The organism is Oxalobacteraceae sp. CFBP 8761, from assembly GCA_014841595.1.
Classification (GTDB): Bacteria; Pseudomonadota; Gammaproteobacteria; order Burkholderiales; family Burkholderiaceae_D; genus Telluria.
Genome location: JACYUE010000002.1, coordinates 1174260 through 1196971, shown reverse-complemented (window position 1 = coordinate 1196971; position 22712 = coordinate 1174260). Strand labels below are relative to the sequence as shown.

General features: G+C 64.2%; 21 protein-coding genes and 1 pseudogene. 13 read left to right on the top strand and 9 right to left on the bottom strand.

The features are described 5' to 3' along the window. Positions 1-76: 76 nt before the first annotated feature. Positions 77-502, top strand: a complete 426-nt coding sequence (locus IFU00_17700; protein ID MBD8544120.1) for a thioredoxin family protein — start codon at positions 77-79, stop codon at positions 500-502. Here the strand turns inward: IFU00_17700 and IFU00_17695 are convergent. Further along, complete coding sequence (locus IFU00_17695; protein ID MBD8544119.1) at positions 499-3639, bottom strand: EAL domain-containing protein; 3141 nt, start codon at positions 3637-3639, stop codon at positions 499-501. The genes IFU00_17700 and IFU00_17695 overlap by 4 nt on opposite strands. Positions 3640-3811: 172 nt before the next feature. Here IFU00_17695 and IFU00_17690 point away from each other — a divergent pair, with 172 nt between their 5' ends. Beyond that, entirely contained in the window at positions 3812-4321 is a 510-nt protein-coding gene (locus IFU00_17690) for a DUF1993 domain-containing protein (GenBank protein ID MBD8544118.1), read from the top strand. Positions 4322-4340: 19 nt separating this feature from the next. On the opposite strand, the gene IFU00_17685 is transcribed toward IFU00_17690, so the two are convergent. Both IFU00_17685 and IFU00_17680 read right to left on the bottom strand, forming a co-directional pair. Continuing rightward, positions 4341-4544, bottom strand: coding sequence for a DUF1289 domain-containing protein (locus IFU00_17685; protein ID MBD8544117.1), 204 nt, complete (start codon positions 4542-4544; stop codon positions 4341-4343). A gap of 25 nt (positions 4545-4569) precedes the next feature. Next, positions 4570-5136 carry a DUF1415 domain-containing protein gene (locus IFU00_17680; GenBank protein MBD8544116.1) on the bottom strand — a complete coding sequence of 189 codons (567 nt, stop codon included), beginning with the start codon at positions 5134-5136 and terminating at the stop codon, positions 4570-4572. A 345-nt stretch (positions 5137-5481) separates the two neighbouring features. Between IFU00_17680 and IFU00_17675 the strand changes: the two genes are divergently transcribed. From IFU00_17675 to selD, 3 genes are all read left to right on the top strand, one after another. Continuing rightward, positions 5482-6804, top strand: coding sequence for a transglycosylase SLT domain-containing protein (locus IFU00_17675; protein ID MBD8544115.1), 1323 nt, complete (start codon positions 5482-5484; stop codon positions 6802-6804). Between the two features lie 389 nt (positions 6805-7193). After that, entirely contained in the window at positions 7194-8747 is a 1554-nt protein-coding gene (locus IFU00_17670) for a DEAD/DEAH box helicase (protein MBD8544114.1), read from the top strand. Positions 8748-8885: 138 nt separating this feature from the next. Continuing rightward, positions 8886-9941 (top strand): selenide, water dikinase SelD, encoded by a 1056-nt coding sequence (gene selD / locus IFU00_17665; GenBank protein MBD8544113.1) that lies wholly within the window; start codon positions 8886-8888, stop codon positions 9939-9941. A 9-nt stretch (positions 9942-9950) separates the two neighbouring features. Here selD and nhaR read toward each other — a convergent pair whose 3' ends face one another. Continuing rightward, positions 9951-10847 (bottom strand): transcriptional activator NhaR, encoded by an 897-nt coding sequence (gene nhaR, locus IFU00_17660; GenBank protein MBD8544112.1) that lies wholly within the window; start codon positions 10845-10847, stop codon positions 9951-9953. Between the two features lie 203 nt (positions 10848-11050). On the opposite strand from nhaR, the gene IFU00_17655 reads away from it, so the two are divergent. Next, entirely contained in the window at positions 11051-12004 is a 954-nt protein-coding gene (locus tag IFU00_17655) for a TerC family protein (protein MBD8544111.1), read from the top strand. Positions 12005-12054: 50 nt separating this feature from the next. Here the strand turns inward: IFU00_17655 and IFU00_17650 are convergent, their stop codons facing one another. The 3 genes from IFU00_17650 to egtD are packed head-to-tail and all read right to left on the bottom strand — an operon-like array spanning position 12055 to position 15196. After that, positions 12055-12996 (bottom strand): YihY/virulence factor BrkB family protein, encoded by a 942-nt coding sequence (locus tag IFU00_17650; GenBank protein MBD8544110.1) that lies wholly within the window; start codon positions 12994-12996, stop codon positions 12055-12057. Then, a complete protein-coding gene (locus tag IFU00_17645) occupies positions 12993-14219 on the bottom strand; it encodes an ergothioneine biosynthesis protein EgtB (protein ID MBD8544109.1) in 1227 nt (408 codons plus the stop codon). Before IFU00_17645 ends, IFU00_17650 begins: the two co-directional genes overlap by 4 nt. Then, the gene (gene egtD, locus IFU00_17640) at positions 14216-15196 is read right to left on the bottom strand and encodes an L-histidine N(alpha)-methyltransferase (protein ID MBD8544108.1); all 981 of its coding nucleotides are present in this window, start codon (positions 15194-15196) and stop codon (positions 14216-14218) included. The genes IFU00_17645 and egtD overlap by 4 nt, the downstream gene beginning before the upstream one ends. A gap of 198 nt (positions 15197-15394) precedes the next feature. Here egtD and IFU00_17635 point away from each other — a divergent pair, with 198 nt between their 5' ends. From IFU00_17635 to IFU00_17610, 6 genes are all read left to right on the top strand, one after another. After that, a complete protein-coding gene (locus IFU00_17635) occupies positions 15395-16273 on the top strand; it encodes a putative selenate ABC transporter substrate-binding protein (protein ID MBD8544107.1) in 879 nt (292 codons plus the stop codon). Positions 16274-16280: 7 nt separating this feature from the next. After that, positions 16281-17096 (top strand): ATP-binding cassette domain-containing protein, encoded by an 816-nt coding sequence (locus IFU00_17630; protein MBD8544106.1) that lies wholly within the window; start codon positions 16281-16283, stop codon positions 17094-17096. Positions 17097-17098: 2 nt separating this feature from the next. Then, on the top strand, positions 17099-17929 hold the full coding sequence (locus IFU00_17625; protein MBD8544105.1) for an ABC transporter permease: 831 nt from the start codon (positions 17099-17101) through the stop codon (positions 17927-17929). After that, positions 17926-18735 (top strand): phosphonate ABC transporter, permease protein PhnE, encoded by an 810-nt coding sequence (gene phnE, locus IFU00_17620; GenBank protein MBD8544104.1) that lies wholly within the window; start codon positions 17926-17928, stop codon positions 18733-18735. The genes IFU00_17625 and phnE overlap by 4 nt, the downstream gene beginning before the upstream one ends. Before the next feature lie 25 nt (positions 18736-18760). Then, a complete protein-coding gene (locus tag IFU00_17615) occupies positions 18761-19405 on the top strand; it encodes an ABC transporter ATP-binding protein (protein ID MBD8544103.1) in 645 nt (214 codons plus the stop codon). A 172-nt stretch (positions 19406-19577) separates the two neighbouring features. Beyond that, entirely contained in the window at positions 19578-19868 is a 291-nt protein-coding gene (locus IFU00_17610; GenBank protein MBD8544102.1) for a hypothetical protein, read from the top strand. Between the two features lie 21 nt (positions 19869-19889). On the opposite strand, the gene IFU00_17605 is transcribed toward IFU00_17610, so the two are convergent. Beyond that, positions 19890-20324: a hypothetical protein gene (locus tag IFU00_17605; GenBank protein ID MBD8544101.1), complete on the bottom strand. Its 435-nt coding sequence runs from the start codon at positions 20322-20324 to the stop codon at positions 19890-19892. Positions 20325-20707: 383 nt separating this feature from the next. Here IFU00_17605 and IFU00_17600 point away from each other — a divergent pair. Continuing rightward, positions 20708-21718: pseudogene (locus IFU00_17600) on the top strand (AI-2E family transporter). A gap of 48 nt (positions 21719-21766) precedes the next feature. Here the strand turns inward: IFU00_17600 and IFU00_17595 are convergent. Continuing rightward, positions 21767-22693 carry a hypothetical protein gene (locus IFU00_17595; protein ID MBD8544100.1) on the bottom strand — a complete coding sequence of 309 codons (927 nt, stop codon included), beginning with the start codon at positions 22691-22693 and terminating at the stop codon, positions 21767-21769. Between the last annotated feature and the right edge of the window lie 19 nt (positions 22694-22712).

Here is a 22712-nt window from a genome sequence, read left to right as displayed (position 1 = left end):
CGCTTGGCCGGGCGCCATCCATGCCAGCCGGCCTTCACCCCCACATTGCAGCGCAACACGGAGTAAAATGCGCTCCATGCATAGCCTGACCCTCGATTCCTCGACCCTCAACGCCGCTGTCGCCGCCGTCCATGACGACGCCTGGACGGTCGCCTGTCTGTGCGCCGCCTGGTGCGGCACCTGCGCGACCTACCGCGCCACGTTCGAGAACCTGGCCGCGCGCCACCCGGACAAGCACTTCATCTGGATCGACATCGAAGACCAGGCCGCCCTGGTCGGCGACCTCGATGTCGACAACTTCCCGACGCTGCTGCTGCAGCGCGGCGACACCGTGGCGTTTTTCGGCACGATGGTGCCCGATGGTGGCGTGGCCGATCGGCTGATCCAGGCCCAGGCCGAAATCGCGCCGGCCGAACTGGCGCGCCTGGCCCAATCGAGCGCTGAGCGCCGCGAATGGCAGCGCGACTGCAATCTGCGGCTGCTGCTGGGCGGCGCGGACTAACCCTGCACGCCCCAGCGCGCCAGAATCTCGCCTGCCGCCACCGGCTTCCCATACAGATACCCCTGCGCCAGATTGCACCCGTGGCGCAGCAAAAAGGCCGCCTGATCCGCACGCTCGACACCTTCGGCAATCACCGACAGGTTCATGCTCTTGCCAAGCTGGATGATGGCAACCGCGATGGCCTCGTCGTCCGGTCCCTGCGAGATATCCTTGATGAAGCTGCGGTCGATCTTGAGCGTCTGCACCGGCAACTGCTTCAGGTACGCCAGCGATGAATAGCCGGTGCCGAAATCGTCGATCGCCAGCCCCACGCCGATCGCGTGCAGGTCTTTCACGTACTGCAGCGCATCACCCGTGTTCATGATGATCGACTCGGTCACTTCCAGCTGCAGCCGGTGCGGCGCGAGGCCGGTCGATTCCAGCACCTCGGTCACGATCGCCGCCATGCCGCCGCGCTCGAACTGGCGCACCGACAGGTTCACGGCGATCTTCGGCATGCTCAAGCCCTGCGCTTCCCACGCCACCATCTGGCGGCAGGCTTCCTGCAGCACCCACTGGCCAAGCTGGCCGATAAAACCGGTGTCTTCGGCCAGCGGGATGAACTGGCACGGGCCGATCTGACCCAGCTCGGCACTGTGCCAGCGCACCAGCGCTTCCACGCCGGTCAGGCGGCCAGTGTCCATCTCGACCTGCGGCTGGTACGCCAGATAGATCTCGTTCTTGTCGATCGCGCGGCGCAGCAGGCCTTCCATGCGCAGGCGTTCGACGCCGTCGCCGCTCATCGACGCCGCATAGAACTGGTAGCCGTTGCGCCCGCGCGCCTTGGCCTGGTACATCGCCACGTCGGCGTTGCGGATCAACATGTGCATGTCCTGCGCATCCTGCGGATACAGGCTGATACCGACGCTGCCCGTGACAAAGAGCTCGTAGCCGGACACCATGAACGGCTGCTCGAACATCGCGATCAGCTTGGCCGCCACGCGGGTCGCGCCGGCGACGCCGCCGATATCCTCGAGCAGCACGATGAATTCGTCACCACCCAGGCGCGCCAGCGTGTCGCCTTCGCGCAGGCACCGGGCCAGCGCGCTTGCGGCCTGCTTGAGCAGTTCGTCGCCGACGTGGTGCCCCAGTGTGTCGTTGACGTTCTTGAAGCGATCGAGGTCGATGAACAGCACCGCGAGCTGCTGGCCGTCGCGCTGCGCGCGCGTCATCGCGTGGCGCAGGCGGTCGTGGTACAGCAGGCGGTTGGGCAGCGTGGTCAGGGGATCGTGGTGTGCCAGGTGGTCGAGCTGGTTCTGCGATTCGCGCGCGCGGGTAATGTCGCTGAAGACCGACACGTAATGCGTGACCGCGCCAGCGTCGCCCCGCACCGCCGTGACGGTCAGTGACTCCAGATACGCTTCGCCATCCCGGCGCGTATCCCAGATCTCGCCGCGCCAGAAGCCCGTCTCGTCCAGCTCGCGCCACAGCTTGTGATAGAAGGCGTCGTCCTGGAGCCGGCCGCGCATCATGCTCGACTCGCGCCCCACCGCCTCTTCTTCGCTGTAACCGGTGATGCAGGTGAAAGCCGGGTTGATGGCGACGATCCGGCCCGTCACGTCCAGCACCATCACGCCATCGGCGATGTGTTCGAGCACCGTGGCCGACAGGCGCAGCTTTTCTTCGGCCAGCTTGCGTTCGGTGATGTCGGCGAACACCCAGATGCTGCCTTCGTCCGGGTACGCCGGGTCGAGCGCCGAGCCGCTCACCAGACACCAGAACAGGCTTCCGTCGCGATGGCGAAGCTGGTGTTCCTCGCCCAGGTCCATGCGCCGCGCCAGCAGCGGGTATTGCGTCATGGCGGTCTGCTCGTAATCCTCCCGCGTGGGGTACAGGATCTCGGTCGACTGGCCGACCATCTGGCCCTCGTCGTAGCCGAACAGCGTTTCGCCGCGCCGGTTGCTCGAAACGATGCGGCGCTGGCGCACGAACAGCACGCCGAACATCACGTTGTCGAGGATCGCGCCCTGTTCGGTGAGCAGGGCCTCGATGCGCATCTCGTTGTGCTTGCGCTCACTGATATCCGAGATGATGCCGTCGATCCGCACCGCGCCGTCCAGCGCAGCCGCGCCCGACAATCCCTGCGGCTGGCCGCTTTCCTGCACCCAGCGCTCCACGCCGTGGGCATCGATGATCCGGTATTCCATCTGATACGCGTCACCGACGCGCGCGGCGTGGCGCACCGTGTGGCTGTACCGGCGCCGGTCTTCCGGATGCACGATATCGCTCCAGTCGTCGGTCGTGGCGCGCATCAGGCGCTCTGCCGAGTGGCCGGTGATGTCTTCGATCGCATCGCTCACGAATTCGATGGCCCCGCCGGCGCGCACGCGAAACACGGCGCCGGGGACCTGGTTCACGATGCTGCGAAACTGTTCTTCACGCCGCGCGATGTCGGCGAACAGATCGCGAATGGCCAGGCGCATGCGCTCCATCTGCCGGCCCAGGCGCCCCAGTTCGTCGGCCGCCGACAGCGCGAGCGGCGTATCGAAGTCGGCGCGCGCCAGCCGGTCGGAAAACCGCATCAGGCTGCGCAGCGGCGAGAGCAACCGGCGCCGCAACAGCAGCGCGATCAGCAGCAGCGAAACGGCGACCTGCCCGACAACGACCAGCGCATAATTGCGCTGCTTGCGGCGCAGTTCCTGGCGGCTGAGGTAGTCGTCCATCTCGAGACGCACGGTGCCGATCGTCTCGCCGCGCATCACGACCGGCCGTTCGGCGCTAAGCACCTGGCCCAGCGGCCTCGCCGGCGAGCGTACCCGTAGCGCGACCTCGCCTTCCGGGCCATGCAGCTCGACCATGACGACGGCCGGGTCGCGCAGCATCGCATCGAGCAGCGGCCGCGCCGTTTCCGGATCCAGATTCCAGAGCGGCTCCTGCACGCCGAGCGCGAGGATCTCTGCATTGCGCTGCAGCGATTCGTCGAGCGCCGCGGCAACCGCCGCGCGCTCCTGGACCCCGATCAGAAGATAACTGCCCACGGCGGCCGGTCCCGCCAGTCCGACGAACACCACCAGTAACAAGGCGCGGTACAGCGAGCGGCCATACAGGCTGCCCAGACGCGACAGGATGGTGGGGGTAGTGGATGACGATGTGGACATGGACGTTGGCGCCGCCGGCGCTGGTTTTACTGATTTGATGTAAAAAACGCGATTATGCGCCGTCGCTTGCTAAGCGTCACTAGCTAACGGCCCATAACTACTGGTCGGCAACGCGCGACCAGACTTGCTATGATGGATTGTCATGAACGCGTTTCTAATCGAGGAGAATCTGATGAGTCATTCCCTGTACGCCGCTTCGGTGCCGGTGTTTCGCCAATTGCTCGACGCCCTGGCCGGCGTGCTCGAAAAAGCCGAGGCCCATGCGCTGGAGCGGCGCATCGAACCGGATGCCCTGTTACAGGCCCGCCTGTTCCCCGACATGTTCCCGCTGGCGCGCCAGATCCAGCTCGCCACCGATTTCGCCAAGGGCGCCGGGGCGCGCCTGGCCGGCATCGAATCGCCGCGCTACGAAGATGGCGAGCGCACCTTCACCGAACTGCAGCAGCGCATCACGCGTACGGTCGGCTTCCTGGACAGCCTGGAACAAGCCGACATCGACGCCGGTGCAACCCGCCCGATCACCCATGGCAGCGGCGAACGCGCACGCCATTTCGACACCGGCGCGGTCTACCTGACCCACTTCGCGATGCCGCAGTTTGGCTTCCACGTGACGACCGCGTACGCGATCCTGCGCCACAACGGTGTGCCGATCGGCAAGCGCGACTTTATCGGCAGCTATTAATAACGCTAACTAACAGCGGTCACTTGTTCCGGCGCGGGTAACCCTGCGCCAGGATGCGCTGCCAGACGAGCTCTTTGGCATCGGCGCTCATCGACACCCAGTGAGCAACCTCGGCCACAGTGCGGCCGCAGCCGCGGCAGACTTCGTCGAACGTGGTCGAGCATACCGCCACGCACGGCGTGTCCGGCCGACCGGCCGGGGTTCCGGGTGTTACCGGCGTCACCCGTGCGGGACTGGCCCCGCCCGCTTCACGCTGGTCCGACATGGAGTTTGTCCCAACCGTCGTGTCCCAGCTGTTCCATCGTCTCGATATTCTTTTCGAAGATATCTTCCGCCTGCGGGAAGGCTTCCACGGCGCGCTCGATGCTCTCTTCGCGCAGCAAGTGCAGGATCGGGTATGGCGCGCGGTTCGTGTAATTCGAGATATCGTTGATGTCGGTGTCGGCGAACTGATATAAAGGATGGAAGCTGGCCACCTGCAGCTCACCATCGAGCTGCATGTCCTCGAGCGCGGCATCGGCCACGTCCAGGAACTCGTTGTAATCCTCGAAATCACCCAGCACGAACGGGTGAATGATCAGCGTGGTGTCGATCTTGGCGGCATCGGTATCGGACAAGTGCTGCAGCTCGTCCATTAACGTTTCAAGCAATTGCTCGGGCGTGGTGGCGGTGGCAACGACATAGCGCACCTGCTCCTTGACATACACGGCCTTGGCAAACGGGCACAGATTCAGGCCGATCACCGCGCGTTCAAGCCAGTTGCGGGTCGCCCCGATGATGGCATCATCGTCGGCGTTGAGGTTGGGAGTGCTCATAGAAGACTTTCAATAGCAATGCAGACTGCAAAAGCGGGATTGTACGCACTCTTTGCGTGTGCTCATAGATCGGCCCAGCGCCACGGGTAACGTTTGCTGGACGCCGTCGTATGCGCAGTGGATAGCGGCGCCATATCCCGCTGCTGCTGACTAAAAATACCGGCGGTTCATTAATTTCGATGATCCTGATGGCATCTTCTGTTTTCATGATGTCAACGCGCGCGATTCTAGAGGGCATTTTTATTGTAACGAAGGCGTCATACATCTTGACTCGCTCGACAATCCCTTCGTACACTGCCTCCTGGTCCTCGGTCCGTTCGTTCCAGAACGCAACATTGGAAAGCTATGCACAACACGAAACGTCCTACCTTCGCACTGGCTGCATTGGCCTTCCTGGCCGCGTCACCCCTCAGTTTTGCCATGGACGCAGCCTCACTGCCTACCGTCCAGTCTGCCGCAGTCGGCAGCCGCACCACCGCAGCACCGTCGCAAGTCCAGACCAAACTCGATGAATACCGCGAAACCGACGTCTGGGGCCGCATTCGCAGCGGATACGCGATTCCCGATCTGAACAACGCGCTCGTCACCCGTCATACCCAGGCCTACGCCAATCATCCCGCCACGCTGTCCCGCATCTCCGGCCGCGCTTCCCCTTACCTGTACCACGTGGTGTCCGAGCTCGAAAAGCGCGGCATGCCGACCGAACTGGCGCTGCTGCCGGTGATCGAATCGGCCTTCAACCCGCAAGCCATGTCGAGCGCCAACGCCGCCGGCCTGTGGCAGTTCGTGCCGGGCACGGGCAAGGATTTCGACCTCAAGCAGAACATGTTCAAGGACGAGCGCCGTGGCGTCGTGGCCTCCACCGATGCAGCGCTGAGCTATCTGCAGCGCCTGTACACGATGTTCGGCGACTGGCCGCTGGCCCTGGCTGCGTACAACTGGGGCGAAGGCAATGTGCAGCGCGCCATCAAGAAAAACCAGGCCGAAGGCAAACCGACCGATTTCGAAAGCCTGGCCGACCTGATGCCGGCCGAAACGCGCAACTATGTGCCAAAGCTGCAGGCGGTCAAGAACGTGATCGCCAATCCGGGCAACTATGGCGTCGTGCTGCCAGCGATCGACAACCAGCCCTACTTCACCACGGTCGACAAGACCAGTGACATCGATCTGGCAGTCGCCGCCCAGCTGGCCGAAATGTCGCTCGACGAATTCAAGGCGCTCAATCCGCAGTTCAAGAAGCCGGTCATCATCGGCGGCGCCCAGACGCAGATCCTGCTGCCGAAAGAAAACGCCGAGAAGTTTCACCTGAACCTCGCGCAATGGGGCCATGCCCTGTCCACCTGGACCACGCACAAGATCACCGGTGCGCGCGTGAGCATTGCTTCGCTGGCTTCCAAGTTCGGCACCACGCCGGAAGTCATCCGCCAGGCGAATAACATCCCGGCGCAGTCGCTCCTGAAAGTGGGTTCGACGATCCTGGTGCCGAAAATCTCGACCTCGAGCCACAGCGACATCGCCGAGAACATCATCGACAATGCCGTCGTGGCGTTCGAAGCCGACCGTGGTATCGTCAAGCGCGCCACCAGCCGCTTCAAGACCAAGGCCGGCGTGAGCAAGGACAGCAAGCGCATTTCCCGCAATACGTCGTCCAAGCGCAAGCAGCGCTGATCTCTGGCCAGCATTCCCGCCATGGGGGTGCTGGCAGTCGTTTCGCACGCAGCCAGTTATACGATTTTCAAAGGGTCCGTGCACGAAGGCCGAAAAACCTGTATAGTTCGGTTTGTGCACTGCGACATCGCGCCCTGTTCTGAAAACATTCAGGTCAGGCAGCAGCAAGGCAGTCATCCAAGCAGCACCGCAAACCCCAGGCAGCTCATTAGAGCGCCTTTCTAAAGCCCTCCCGCCCTGTGTGTCGCTTTCAGACACCGTCCCGGCGCAAAGCTTTTGTGCCGAAATTTCTTTCATTCTGAGTCATTTCGTTTGTTGGTTCGCGTTGCATTTTTTCGTTCGCGCCATCCGTGCGAGCGTATTTGATTTATTCCGAAAGTACAGATCACATGAGTTTTGAAGCCCTAGGCCTCCACGCGTCCCTCGTCCAGGCTGTTGCCGATACCGGTTACACCACCCCTACGCCAGTCCAGGCGCAAGCCATTCCTGCCGCTATCGCCGGCCGTGACCTGCTGGTCTCGTCGCAAACCGGTTCGGGCAAGACTGCCGCCTTCATGCTGCCAGCACTGAACAAGCTGGCCAACGCCGAAGAAACGCCAGCCGGCAAGACCGCTGCACAAGAAGCACAGGCTGCCCGTGCCAAAGGCGAGCGCGTCCGTTTCAAGGCTGCTCAGCCAAAAATGCTGGTGCTGACCCCAACCCGCGAACTGGCCCTGCAAGTCTCGGCTGCAACCGAACAGTACACGGCCCACATGCGCCGCCTGCGCTGCGTCTCGATCCTGGGCGGCATGCCATACCCGAAACAGATGCAACTGCTGGCCAAGAACCCTGAAATCCTGGTTGCTACCCCAGGCCGTCTGATTGACCACATGGAGTCGGGCAAGATCGACTTCTCGCAGCTCGAGATCCTCGTGCTCGACGAAGCCGACCGCATGCTGGACATGGGCTTCATCGACGACATCGAGAAAATCGTTGCCGCGACCCCGTCGGCGCGTCAAACCATGCTGTTCTCGGCCACGCTGGATGGCGTCGTCGGCAACATGGCACGCCGCATCACGACCGATCCGATGACGATCCAGATCGCCAGCGCGACCAACCGCCACGAGAACATCTCGCAGCGCGTCCACTTCGTCGACGACCTGTCGCACAAGAATCGCCTGCTGGACCACCTGCTGCGCGACGAATCGATGGACCAGGCCGTGGTCTTCACCGCCACCAAGCGTGACGCCGACACGATCGCCGACCGCCTGAACATCGCCGGTTTCGCTGCTGCCGCATTGCATGGCGACATGCACCAGGGCGCGCGTAACCGCACGCTGGACAGCATGCGTCGTGGCAGCATCAAGGTGCTGGTTGCGACCGACGTCGCCGCACGCGGCATCGACGTGCCAAGCATCACGCACGTCGTCAACTACGACCTGCCGAAGTTCCCGGAAGACTACGTCCACCGCATCGGCCGTACCGGTCGTGCAGGCCGTAACGGTGTCGCCGTCTCGCTGGTGAACCACGCTGAAAGCATGAACGTGCGCCGCATCGAGCGCTTCACGCGCCAGCCGATCCCGGTCGCTGTCGTCGAAGGTTTCGAGCCAAAGCGCGCTGCAGCACCGGCCCGCGCCGGCTGGAAGCCAGGCGATGGCCGCAGCCCGTCGGCCAAGCCGGCATCGCGCGGTTTCTCGAAGCCATCCGGCGCGCGTGAAGGCTACGCCGATCGCGCTGCCAGCGGTTCCCGTGGCGCCCCGTCGGAAAGCCGTTACGCTGACCGTGGTCCGCGTGAAGCCGGTCCGGCACGCGCACCGGGCGCCGCACCACGTGCGCCAAGCGCGCCACGTGACGGCAACCGTTTCAGCGCCCCGCGTGAAGGCCAGCCGGCCCGTCGCGAAGGTGGCTACAAGGGTGCCCACCCACGTTCGGCCGACGGCGTACGTCGTTCGTTTGGTGAGTAATCACCCTGCGTGAATCAAGAAACGGCTGCTTCGGCAGCCGTTTTTTTATGTGCGCCACCTCCATTACTGGCACCCTGCCTGGCACGTCCACGCCACATGGTGGATAATCCAAGACGATCAACGATTACCGGACATCCCATGAGCACCAGCGACCAACCCATCAAACTCACCTCGTTCTCGCACGGCGGCGGCTGCGGCTGCAAGATCGCGCCCGGCGTGCTGGCCGAGATCCTGAAGTCGTCGCATGGCTTCCCCGTGCCGAAGGAACTGATGGTTGGCATCGAGACGGCCGACGATGCCGCGGTCTACAAGCTCAACGATGAACAGGCCCTGATCGCCACCACCGATTTCTTCATGCCGATCGTCGACGACCCGTTCGACTTCGGCCGCATCGCCGCCACCAATGCGATTTCGGACGTGTATGCGATGGGCGGCACGCCGATCATGGCGCTGGCGCTGGTCGGCATGCCGATCAACAAGCTGCCGCTCGACACGATCGGACAAATCCTGCGCGGCGGCGAGTCCATTTGCGCCGAAGCGGGCATTCCGATTGCCGGCGGCCACACGATCGATTCGGTCGAGCCGATCTATGGCTTGGTGGTACTGGGCCTCGTGCATCCGTCGAAAGTCAAACGCAATGCCGACGCCCGCGATGGCGATGTGCTCATCCTCGGAAAGCCGCTGGGCGTGGGCGTGCTCTCGGCTGCGCTCAAGAAAGACAAGCTGGGCGCCGACGGCTACGCGGCCATGATCGCCAACACGACCAAACTGAACAAACCCGGGCGCCTGCTGGCCGACATGCCGGGCGTGCACGCGCTGACCGACGTCACCGGCTTTGGCCTCCTCGGGCACCTGCTCGAACTGTCGCGCGGCGCGAAGCTGCATGCCACGCTGGACATGCCGAATATCCCGCTGCTGCCGGGCGTCCTGCAACTGGCGCAGGATGGCTACTTCACGGGCGCATCGGGCCGCAACTGGGAAGCGTATGGCAAGGACGTGCAGCTCGATGCGGCGATCCTGCCCGAGCAGCGCGCGCTGCTGACCGATCCGCAGACCTCGGGCGGCTTGCTGGTGGCCTGCGACCCTGCGGCTGCCGACGAGGTGCTGGCGCTGTTTGCACGCGAAGGCTTTGCCGACGCCGCGATCATCGGCCGCATGGCTGCCGGCACGCCCGGCGTGAGCGTCAAGCCATAACGGCAGGTATCAAACGAACAGCTTGTCGCGCGCCAGCGTACTGATCGCCACCGTCGCCGGATGACTCATCCGGCGCTCGGTGGTGATTGCATACACCTGCTCCACCACCCCATCGATCTGGCCCAGCGCCACTACCTGGTATTGCTGGCTCACCTGCGCCGCAATCACCGTCGGCACGAAGAACACCCCTGCCCCTGACTGGCCGAATGCATTCATCATCGCGCTGTCGTCGAATTCGCCGACGATGTGCGGATGGACCTCGGCCTGCTCCAGCCAGCGCAACAGGCGCTGGTGGATCGCAAAATCCTCTCCCGGCAACAGCATTGGCGCATTGTGCAGGCAGGCCGGAAACGGCTGATCGAACGTCGCCGCCAGCGCCTGCGTGCACAGCGCCGTCATCGGACTCTGGCCGAGCAAGTGGTTGTACGCCCGTACGCTGAAATGCCCGGGAATCGGCCGGTCGGCAATGACCAGGTCGAGCCGGTGCACGGCGAGGTCACCGATCAGGCTATCCAGCCGCCCTTCGCGGCAGATCAGCCGCACCGGTTCCTTCAGTCTCAACGCCGGCTCCACCAACTGGCAGGCAATGAGCTTCGACACCGAGTCGGCGCAGCCAATACGAAACGACATCGTGGCGAAGCTTTTGTCGCGCACCAGTTCGAGCAATTCGTCGCCAGTGCTGAAGATCGTTTCGGCATAGCTGACGATGCGGCGGCCCGTGTCAGTCAGCTCGAGGCTGCGGCCCGACTTGCGAAACAGCGCCACGCCCAATGCATCGGCGAATTCGGACAATTGCCCTGAGATCGAATGGGGCGTCAGGTTCAGCTGCGAGGCTGCCTTGGCGATGCTGCCGGTCTTGGCCACCATCCAGAAGTAACGCAGATGCTTGTAGTTCAGCGCAGACATTCACTCTCCAATACATCGTTAAATTCGATGTTATATGAAATTATATTCGATTTGTACGATGCTTCGTGCTCCCTTATAGTCAAGTCCTCACCACAAACTATAGGTGCCATACCAATGACACATCCTGTCCACCATTCCTGCGCACGGGCGCAGGACAACCGGCTGCACGAGCTGCGCCATGAAGGGAGCAACCAATGAACGGTCTGGAAACAATTGCAAGCCCCATGATGTGGGCTGGCTTCGTCGGCTTCGTGCTGGTGATGCTGGCGCTCGACCTGTTCGTCTTTGGCGGTAACAAGGCGCACAAGGTCAGCGTCAAGGAAGCGGGTATCTGGTCGCTGGTCTGGGTCAGCATGGCCCTGCTGTTCAATGCCGGCCTCTGGTGGTATCTGAAAGGCAGCGTCGGCTCGGAAATCGCTGACCAGAAAGCGCTGGAGTTCTTCTCCGGTTACCTGATCGAGAAAGCCCTGTCGGTCGATAACGTGTTCGTGTTCCTGCTGATCTTTACCGCATTCCAGGTGCCGCAGCAGTACCAGCGTCGCGTCCTGATCTACGGTGTGCTCGGTGCGATCATCATGCGCGCCATCATGATCAGCGCTGGTGCGTGGGTCGTGAGTGAATTCAGCTGGGTGCTGTACCTGTTCGGTGCGTTCCTGCTGTTCACCGGTATCCGCATGCTGGTGGCCGTCGATGCCGAACCGGACGTGGTCAACAACCCGATCCTGAAGTTCGCCCGCAGGCACCTGAAAGTGTCCGAAGGCGACCACGGCGAGAAGTTCTTCGTGCGAATCAACGGTGTGCGCTTTGTCACCCCGCTGTTCCTGGTGCTGATCCTGATCGAAGTGACCGACCTGGTGTTCGCGGTCGACTCGATTCCGGCGATCTTCGCGATCACGACCGATCCGTTCATCGTGTTCACGTCGAACATGTTTGCGATCCTGGGTCTGCGTGCACTGTACTTCCTGCTGGTGGACGTGGCTGACCGCTTCCACCTGCTCAAGTATGGCCTGGCGATGGTCCTGACCTTCATCGGTGTCAAGATGCTGATCATGCCGTGGTACCACGTGCCAGTGCAGGCTTCGCTGACCGTCGTGGCTGTGCTGATCGCCGGTAGCTGTATCGCCAGCGTGTTCATCACCAAGAAGGACGACAAATAAGCTAGTCGTCTGCACGTAGCGTCCCCAACGGCGCCAGGAGCACCCGGAACTTACCGGGCTGCGTCTGGCGCCGTTGTCATTGGGTCTTGCGCCGCATCGTCGGGCACCAGGCCAACCCGCTCGTACTCCGCGATCACCTGCGCGCCCAGGAGCAGCAGCGTGGCTGCAATCTCGAGCGAAAACATGACGACAATGGCCGTCGTCATCGAGCCATACACCAGGTTCACCTGCGACAGCGTCGAGAAATACCAGACCAGAATGTGGCGCGCCGCTTCCCACAGCAGCGCCGCCGTCACGCCACCGATGGCGGCGTGCCATATCGACAGCCGCCCCACCGGCATCACCAGGTAGATCGACGTGAGCACGAGAATCTCGCCGATCAGCCCCAGCAGATACAGCAGCGCACCCGACACGCCATTCAGCGACCATTCATAGTTGAACAGCCACACGCTTTCGCGCCCCATGACCTGCAGCGCGCCCGCCACGAGCGTGACGACCATGATCCCCACGCCGAGCGCCAGGATGTAGCAATACGGCAGCACGGCCGACACCAGGTAATGCCGGCGCCGGATCGCCACGCGGTGCACGAAAATCACGCTCATCGCGTTTTCCAGCACCGTGAAAGCAAGCGAACTGAAGAACAGCATCGTCACCGCCAGCACCCAGGTGATGAGTTGGCGGTCGTCCAGAAAGTGCGCCACCTCGGCCACGATCGGCGCCGACTGCCCCGGCACCAGCAGTTGCAGGTAGCGGCTGAGCGTTTCCAGCAACTCGGTTGGGTTGATGAAATGCGACAGCACCACCATCACCAGCATCAAAAACGGCACGATCGACAGCAGCGCGTAATAGGCCACGGCGCCCGCCAGCAGCAAGCCCTGGTTGGCGCGGAACCCCTTCAGGACTTGCAGCGTGAACTTGAGCGGATGATTCAGGATATAGACATTGGCGCGCTGATCTTTCAGGCGCGCCGTCCAGTCACGCCGACGACTCATCGGGCGAGGCGAATGCCGGAAAATTGCCAGCGCGCGCCTGTCGGGAAGAAGTTGCGGTAGCTGGGCCGGGCGTGACCGCCCGGCGTGGCGCACGACGAGCCGCGCAAGACATACTGGTTGATCATGAACTTGCCGTTGTATTCGCCGATGGCGCCCGGTGCCGGTGCGAAGCCGGGATACGGTGCATAGCTGCTGCTGGTCCATTGCCAGCAGGCGCCGAACATCTGTTGCAGGCCGGCGCCGCTGGCCGCGTCCGGATGATGGGCCGGGCCGCTGCCCAGGCACGCCTGGCGCGCGGCGAATTCCCATTCGAATTCGGTCGGCAGGCGCGCGCCCGACCAGCGCGCGAATGCATCCGCCTCGTACATCGAGACGTGCGTGACCGGCAACTCGGGGTCGAGCGGTTGCAGGCCGTGCAGCGTGAACTCGTGCCAGCCATCGGCCTCTTCTACCCAGTACAGCGGATGGGTGATCTCGCCACTGCTGACGCGGTCCCAGCCCTCGGCCAGCCAGAGTGCCGGATCGCGGTAACCGCCCGCCTCGATGAACGCGCGGTATTCGCCATTGGTGACCAGGCGCGAGGCCAGTGCAAACGGCGCGACATAGGTGCGGTGGCGCGGCAATTCGTTGTCGAAGCAAAAGCCCTTGCCGCCATAACCAGCTTCGGCCAGGCCGCCTTCGAAATCGAGCCAGGCCAGCGGCTCGGCCGGTGCGGACGGCGCCATGGCGTCCGTCGCATACGCCGGGTACAGCGGATTTTGCGCCAGCAAATGCTTGACGTCGGTGAGCATCAGTTCCTGGTGCTGCTGTTCGTGCTGCAGGCCCAGTTCGATCAGCGTGGCCAGCGTCTCGTCGATGCCCCCCGCCAGCAAATCGGCGATGCGGCGGTCGACGTTCGCGCGGTATTCCCGAACGACACCCATGCCCGGGCGCGTCAGGAGCCCGCGCTGGGCGCGCGGATGCTTGTTGCCCACGCCGTTGTAGTACGAATTGAAGAACACCCGGAACGCCGGATGAAACGGCGCGAAATTGGCTTCGCGCGGTTCGAGGATGAAGGTTTCAAAAAACCACGTCGTGTGCGCCAGATGCCATTTCATCGGGCTCGCGTCCGGCATCGACTGCGCGACGCAGTCTTCGTCGGACAAGCCCTCGGCCAGCTGCAGCGAACGGGTACGTACCTGCGCAAAAGCGCGTGGCAAGCTGTCATCGCGCATCATGTTCATGATGCGATCGCCTGGGCGTGAATGACGGCAAACCAGCGCTGCGGATCGGTCCAGACGCGCGTGGCCTCGAAACCCGACCGCTCGAGCAGCCCGATCGCGTCGGCCTGCTGGTATTTGTAGCTGTTCTCGGTGTGGATGCGTTCGCCCGCTTCGAAGCGGCGCTCGCCACCGCGCCAGTGCACGGTCTGCGCACTGCGCGCCTCCAGGTGCATCTCGATGCGGCCCATGGCTGCGTTGTAGGCGCCCCGGTGCTGCCAGCCCTTGATGTCGAAGTTGGCGTCGATCAGGCGGTTCACATGGCGCAGCAGGTTCAGGTTGAAGGCCGAGGTGACGCCCAGTGCGTCATCGTACGCAGCGTCGAGCGTGGCAGAATCCTTGGCCAGGTCGATGCCGATCAGCACGCCACCATCGTTGCCGCACTGCGCGCGCAGACGCGTCAGAAAACCCTGCGCTTCGTCCGGCGTGAAGTTGCCGATCGACGAGCCCGGATAAAAGAACAGGCGCCGGCCGGTATTGACCTGCGGCGGCAATTCGAAGCTCGATGAGAAATCCATCCCCAGCGCTTCCATCGCGATCTGGGGGAACCGCTGGCGCAGGCGCGCCAGGGCGTCTTGCACGAAGTCGGTGGAAATGTCGATCGCCACGTACTGCGCCGGCTGCAACAGCGGGAACAGCGCCGCTGCCTTGGCGCAGTTACCGGCGCCGAGATCGATCAGCGTCGCGCCAGTGCCTGCGGAACGGGCGATTTCAACGCCATAGCGCTCAAAGATCGACGCTTCGGTGCGCGTTGGGTAATACTCTGGCAATTCGCAGATCGCCTCGAACAATTTCGAGCCGAGCGCGTCATACAGGTATTTGGGGGAGATCCAGGCGGCTGGCGCCTGCAGGCCGGTGTGCAGTTCGTCGGCTTCGTGCGCGCTGTGACGGGGCGCCGCGACGTCTTCAGGTGTACAGGATGTCAGCATAGGGTTTATCATTCGTGCCGCCACGACGCACCATGCGAGATGGCCTGTGAGTTTTGCTTCGCGTAGTTCTGGTATTTCTTTATTTATTTCTCTGTGTATTGCTGTTTTAGCTATCATAGCGGATTCCCCGGATTCGCCTAGTCTGCCTCACGCCAAGCGTGCTGCCCCTCGGGTCAGCCTCGTTTCATTACTTTTTAGACAAGAGCCACCATGACCCTGTCCTTCCGCCGCAACGTTCTCAAAACCCTGTGCGCCGCCGCTGCCGGCACGCTGCTGATCGCGGGCGCCGCCCACGCACAGAGCAACGGTGTCCTGCGCGTCTCGGCCATTCCCGACGAATCGCCGACCGAACTGCAACGCAAGTTCAAGCCGCTGGGCGACTACCTGGCCAAGGCCACGGGTCTGAAGGTGGAGTTCACCCCGGTGACCGACTACGCTGCTTCGGTGGAAGGCCTCGTCAACCGCAAGATCGACATGGTCTGGTTCGGCGGCTTTACCTTTGTCCAGGCGAACGTGCGCAGCAAAGGCCAGGTCACCCCGCTGGTGCAGCGCGTGGAAGATGAAAAATTCCGCTCGGTCTTCATCACCACCGTACCGACCATCACCAAGCTGGAAGACCTGAAGGGCAAGACGCTGGCCTTCGGTTCGGAATCGTCGACCTCGGGCCACCTGATGCCGCGCTCGTTCCTGCTGCAAGCCAAGATCAATCCGGACACCGACCTGAAGCGCATCGCGTTCTCGGGCGCGCATGACGCCACCGTGGCTGCTGTTGCCGGCGGCAAGGTCGATGCGGGCGCGCTGAACATCTCGGTCTGGGAAAAACTGGTCGAGGCGAAAAAAATCGATCCGAAGCAGGTGCGCGTGTTCTACACGACGCCTGGCTACTTCGACTACAACTGGACCGTGCGCACCGACATGGACCCGGCGCTGAAGAAGAAAATCACCGACGCCTTCCTGGCGCTGGACGATTCGACCCCACAGGGCAAGGAAATCCTCGAACTGCAACGCGCTACCAAGTTCGTGACCACCAAGACCGCCAACTACGGCGCGATCGAAGCAGCGGCGAAAAACGCCGGCCTGCTGAAGTAATCGCACGATGGCGACCTTTCGCCTGCGCGGCGTGACCGTGCGCCACCTGACGGGCAGCCGCGCGGCTGCCCTGCACGCGCTCGACCTCACGATCGGCGCCGGTGAACAGGTCGCCCTGATCGGCCCGTCCGGGGCTGGCAAGACCACGCTGCTCGCCACGCTGGCCTGCGCCCACCAACCGGGCGCGGGTGCGCTGGAGATCCTGGGCCAGGAGCCTTGGAATCTGCCGCACGCCGCGCGCCACCGGCTGCGTGCGCGTTTGTTCCTGGCGCCGCAGACACCGCCGCTGCCGGCGCGCCAGCGCGTCGTCACGGCCGTGCTGGCGGCACGCTTGCCGCACTGGACGCTGTGGCAGGCCTTGAAGTCGCTCGTGCGTCCGAACGATCCCGATGCGGCGCACGCTGCGCTGTCGCGCTTTTCGCTGGGCGACAAGCTGTATGCCCGCGTCGACCGGTTATCCGGCGGCGAACGCCAGCGCTGCGGCCTGGCGCGCCTGCTGCTGTCCGATGCCCAAGCTTTGCTGGTCGATGAGCCGATCTCGGCGCTCGACCCGGCGCTCGCGCGCCACACGCTGGCCACGCTGCGCCAGGAAGCCGCCCAGCGCAACGCCACGCTGGTGTGCAGCCTGCACCAGGTGGATCTGGCGCGCGAACAGTTCGGTCGCCTGGTGGGCCTGCGCGACGGGCGCATCGTGTTCGACGCGCCGCGCGAGCAGGTCACCGACACCATGATCGCCGACCTGTACGCCAACGAAAACGTCGAGCCGCACGTGGCCCCGCCACACGACACGCCTGCACAAATCGCCGTCGGCGCCTGTTTCTAGGCATGACGAGCAAGACGGTGCTGCATCCCGATCCGGCCTGGCGCGCGCGCCTGATGGGCGCTGTCGTCTTCGTCCTGCTGCTGTACCCGCTGCTGGTCGCGGCCGAATTCAAACCATGGCTGCTGTTCGACGCGCAAAGCCTGCGCGCGGCCGGCGGCTTCCTGCGTGATTTCCTGACGCCCGAAACCGATCCTGCCTTTCTGGCGATGGTGCTGCGCGAAACCTGGCAGACCGTGGCAATCGCCACCGCGGGCCTGACACTGGCGCTGATCGTCGCCATTCCGGCCACCTTCGTCATCAGCGAGCGCTTGTCGATCTCGCGCCTGGGCACGGGCCGCATCCGTCCGCTGGCGGGCGTCGTGCGCCAGGTGCTGCGCTGGATCCTGATGGTGCTGCGCTCCGTGCCCGAGCTGGTGTGGGCGCTGCTGTTCGTGCGCATCGTGGGCCTGGGCCCGACGGCCGGGGTGCTGGCGATCGCGCTGTCCTATTCGGGCATGCTGGCCAAGGTGTATGCCGAAATCCTCGAATCGTCCGACGCGCATGCGACCGACGTCCTGCTGGCCAATGGTAGCGGGCGCCTGCCGGCCCTGCTGTATGGCGCCCTGCCCGATGCCAGCGCCGAACTCGTGTCGTACACCGTGTACCGCTGGGAGTGCGCGATTCGCGGCTCGGCCGTGATGGGCTTCGTCGGCGCCGGCGGCCTGGGCCAGCGGCTGGATGAATCGACCAAGATGATGGCCGGCGGCGAAGTGGCGACGATGCTCATCATGTTCGTGCTGCTGGTGGCCGGCGCCGACCTGGTCTCGAAACTGCTGCGCCGGAGGATCGGATGAAGGTGGATAACGCCCCGCGCAGCGCGATCCCCGCCCCGCCGCCACGCCAGGCCGGCACCTGGCTCATTCTCGGCGGCCTGCTGGCGCTGATCGTCGCCAGCTTTGCCTCGCTGCCGCTGCAGTGGAGCGCATTCTTCACACGCGAAGCGATCGATTCGGCGTCCGAATTCCTGGCCGGCTTCGCGCCGCCCGACACCGCCCCGGCGTTCCTGGCCAAGACCCTCGTCGCGTTCTGGGAGACCCTGGCCATGTCGGCCATCGGCACCATCCTGGCGGCGCTCGTCGCCATGCCGCTGGCGCTGGCCGGCGCCGGGCGCATGGGCCGCACAGCGCGCGCCGTGACGCGCCTGGTGCTCAATGTGCTGCGCTCGATCCCCGAACTGGTATGGGCGGCGGTGCTGCTGGTGCTGGCGGGCCTGGGGCCGCTGGCCGGCACGCTGGCGCTGGCCGCGCACACGGCCGGTGTGCTGGGGCGCCTGTTTGCCGATGCGCTGGAAAACATCGAACCGCACGCCGAGCAAAGCCTGCGCACGAACGGCGCGCGGCCGCTGGCAGCGTTTTTGTACGCGACGCTGCCCCAGGCGCTTCCGCAGATGCTGTCATACACGCTGTACCGCTGGGAAAACAATATCCGCGCGGCGGCAGTACTGGGTGTGGTGGGCGCCGGGGGCCTGGGCCAGATGCTCAAGTATCACCTGTCGCTGTTCCAGATGCCCAGCGCCGCCACGGTCGTGATTGCGATGCTGGTACTGGTGGCGCTGGTCGATGCCGCCAGTTATGCGCTGCGCCGCGCATTGACGCGTTAACCCTTACTTGCGGACACCTCACCCGATGCTCGAACTCGACCAGCTCACCAAATCGTATGGCGGCCGCACCGTGCTGGCCGAACTCTCGCACGTGTTCAAGGCCGGCGAATTCGTCGCCATCATGGGCGAATCGGGCGTCGGCAAGTCGACGCTGCTGAACCTGATCGCGGGCCTGGACACGCCCGATGGCGGCCGCGTGATCATCGACGGCACGCCGATCTCGAACCTGGACGACGACGCCGCCACGCGGCTGCGCCGCACCCGCATGGGCTTCATCTTCCAGGCCTTCCACGTTCTGCCGCACCTGACGCTGCGCCAGAACGTTGCCCTGCCGCTGCTACTGAACAAGGCGCCGCTCGAGCGCGCCGATGCGATGCTCGATGCGGTCGGGCTGCATGGGCGGGGCGGCGACTTTCCGCGCCAGCTGTCGGGCGGCGAGATGCAGCGCGTGGCGATCGCCCGTGCACTGGTGCACCGCCCGGCCCTGCTGCTGGCCGATGAACCGACCGGCAACCTCGACCCCGAAACTGCCGGCAGCATCCTGCAACTGCTGCGCGACGAGACGCGTGCACATGGCGCCGGCGCGATCATGGTCACCCACTCCCACGCCGCGGCCGCCATGGCCGACAAGGTCCTGCTGCTGACCCACGCCGGACTGAAATTAGCGTAAATTCCGAGAAGAAACGCTCGATTAACGCGAATTTAGTTAAATGACCCGAAACGTGCGCGACGCAATCGTAGTAATATCGCAACGACCTGCCGCAAACAGCTGTCAAAACAGGCAAGGATTATCCAGAACAACCGGTCTGTCCTGAATCATGTATTCATCAGGGAGAATCGACATGACCGTACGCCAGAAAAAACAGGAGTTACTCGAAGCGATGCAGCGAGCGCGCGAGCTTGAGCCGTCGAGCTTCGTGCCCAACAAGCTGCTCGACACACTGATCGAGCGCATGCAGTTGAAGAATGACGCGGAGCTGTGCCGCGTGCTCGAAGTGCAGCCTCCGATCATCAGCAAGATCCGCCATCGCAAGCTCAATGTCGGCGCGACGATTCTATTGCGCATGCACGAGAAGTCGAATATCCCGATCCGCGAGCTCAAGGAACTCAGCAGCGCCGCGGCGCTGCACTGACGGCGCGCGACGGCACCGAAGTCACTCCTGCGCCGGCGGTCGCCCTGTCTTGAGCTGCGGCAGCGCCGCCAGCACGCCTTGCAAGGTCGCCACGTCGAGCTGGCCCAGCAGGGCCACGCCAATGCGCAGCAGCTCGCTTTTCTTGACGTCGACACCGGCGCGCAGGCAGGCCTGCTTCACTTCCAGCAGCACCGCATACTCGTTTTCCGGCATCGTGAAGCTGTCGCGCACCAGTGCCGGACGCGCTTCCACAGCAGGCGCACGTTCGACGATCGGCACGACCGGTGACTTGGCGGCGGCGCGTGGCGCGGCGGGTTTACGGGCCGGGCTGCTGGCCAGCGCCTTGGCGGCCGATTTGACCACCGACTTCACACTGGTTTTTGCGGCGGGCCTGGCCGGCGCCGCTGGTGGCGCGACGGGCTTGGCGACTTTGGCAGTCTTGGCGACGGCCTTCACTGGCTTGGCAGCGCGCGTGGTTTTCGCTGCCGCAGGTGCGGCGCGGGATGCTGATTTGGCGGCAGGTGTGCGGGGCATGAGCCGCTCCTTCGTTGAGAAGGCAAACAATATAAACGATTTGCCAGTATGCTGTCGGACAGGAATGCAGGGTGGGTAAGGACATCCCGCCGGCAACCGAAGCCAATCCGGGTGACAATACAGGCTTCATAGAGCGAGGTTTCCGTTTTTCCGAAGTAAAGCTTCGGCAAACTCCTCTTTTGCAGGAGATACACCTGAATTATCCTGCCAAGGCGACGACTCTGCTGTAAACTTGTCGGCGCCGCGAGCTTCTTCTCGCTGGCCCCTGCGCACCCCAGTAATTTATGAACCCGACCCAGGCCAGTATGCGCACCAAGACTCAATGGATCCTGCCGGTGCTGTTTGCCACCGCGCTGGCCCTGCTGCTCCAGCACTTTCTCGGCTCGATCGCGTGGGCCGGCCTCCTGGCCGTGATCACGTGGCCGCTGCACCAGCGCATGCTGCACCGCGGCTGGCCGCCGCTGGCCAGCGCCACTTTCATGCTCGTGCTGCTGATCGTCAGCTTCGTGGGCCCGTCCGTCCTGCTGTTCCACACGCTCAGCAGCGAACTGGCCAGCCTGCAGCGTTTGCTCATCAGCTTCAACCAGACCGGCGTGCCGGTACCGGCCTGGCTGACCGGCCTGCCGCTGGTGGCCGAACCGGCTGTCACCTGGTGGCTCGAACACCTGGCGGTGCCGGGCGGCCTGAACGCACTCGTGCGCACGACTCTGGGCGACTTCATGCCGCACCTGACCGACACCGCGCGGGTCTGGGGCTCGACCATCCTGGCCAATGCGCTGTACCTGTTCCTGACGCTCCTGACGTTGTTCGTGCTGTACCTGCACGGCGCGGCCGTGATGCATTACATCGACGGCGCCGGCCAGCGCCTGGCGCCTGTCCAGTATGCCAAGCTGCGCCGCGTGCTGCCGCTGTCAGTACGCGGCACGGCGCTCGGCCTGGGCTCGATCGCCATCCTGGAAGGCATCGTGCTGGGCGTGGCTTACTGGATCGCCGGCGCGCCGGCCCCGGTGCTGCTGGGCGTGATCACGGGCTACCTGGCCCTGATCCCGGGCGGCGCGCCGCTGTCGTTCACGATGGTCTCGCTGCTGCTGTTCGGTCAGGGCAACTCGGCCGAGGCGCTGGGCCTGTTCACCTGGGGCGCGGTCGAGCTGTTCCTGGTCGATAAATTCATCCGTCCAAAACTGATCGGCAAGCGCGTGAACCTGCCATTCCTGGCAGTGCTGTTCGGCTTGCTGGGCGGCGTATCGACGCTGGGCGTCATCGGCCTCTTTGTCGGCCCGTTGATGATGGCGATCCTGTTCGGCTGGCTGCGTGACAGCACGCCGGTGACACCGTTGACCGTCGATCCGACAGCCGTTGATGCGTCAGGCGACGTCCATCGGATCGGCTAGCCTGCCAACGAATGCGTCGGCGCGCTGATGCAGGTCCCACAGCGCGCCCACGCGCAGGCCGGCAGCCACCGGCGTGACTGCCGCGATGTCCAGCTCTTCCATCAAGCCATACAGCAACGCCAGCCCGCCGGCCAGTTGCACGCCCTGGCGGGTAGCAATGAAGGCATCGCGCAAACCTGCGAGATCGGCCCGTGTCAGCGGCGTGTCCACATGACTGCCCCGGTGCGCGTGGCCAGCCAGCGCACGCACCGTCCCGCACGCCCCATACGCCATGCCCCAGCCGCGCGCGCCGAACCCCGCTTCGGCAAAGCGGCTGCGGCTCGAACGCACGGCGGCGTCGAAGCCCGCCGCGTCGATCTGCCCGTTCGCGAAAAACGTCAGGCTCTGGCGCACCGCCCCGAGCGCGAACGACTCGATGCGCCGGATCGCGGCGCCCTCCCCGACCACCAGCTCCGTCGAGATGCTGCCGATGTCGAGCACGAGCCGCGGTGCAGGGTCGGCTACCCCCAGCGTATTGGCCACGCCCAGATAGACCAGGCGCCCGGCTTCGTCGCCCGCGATGATGTCGACCGGGTGACCGAGCGCGCGCCCGGCCGCCGGCAGGAATACAGAGGCATTGCGCGCCATGCGCAGGGCCGCAGTAGCCACGACGCGCACGGCGTGCGGCCGCCAGGCGTCGAGCGCGCCCCGGAACTGCCCCAGGCAGGCCAGGGCACGGCGCAGCGCTGCGCTGTCGAGCATGCCGTCTTCGTCGAACGACGCTGACAGCTCGACCTTCTCGCACATGGTCGCGACGAGCTCGAGCCCGCCATCACCGAAACGGCCGATGTGCAGGCGAAAACTGTCCGAGCCAAGCTCGACAGCGGCATAGATGGGTGATTCGTGATCGATGGTCGGCATGGGGCATGAGCATAAGCGG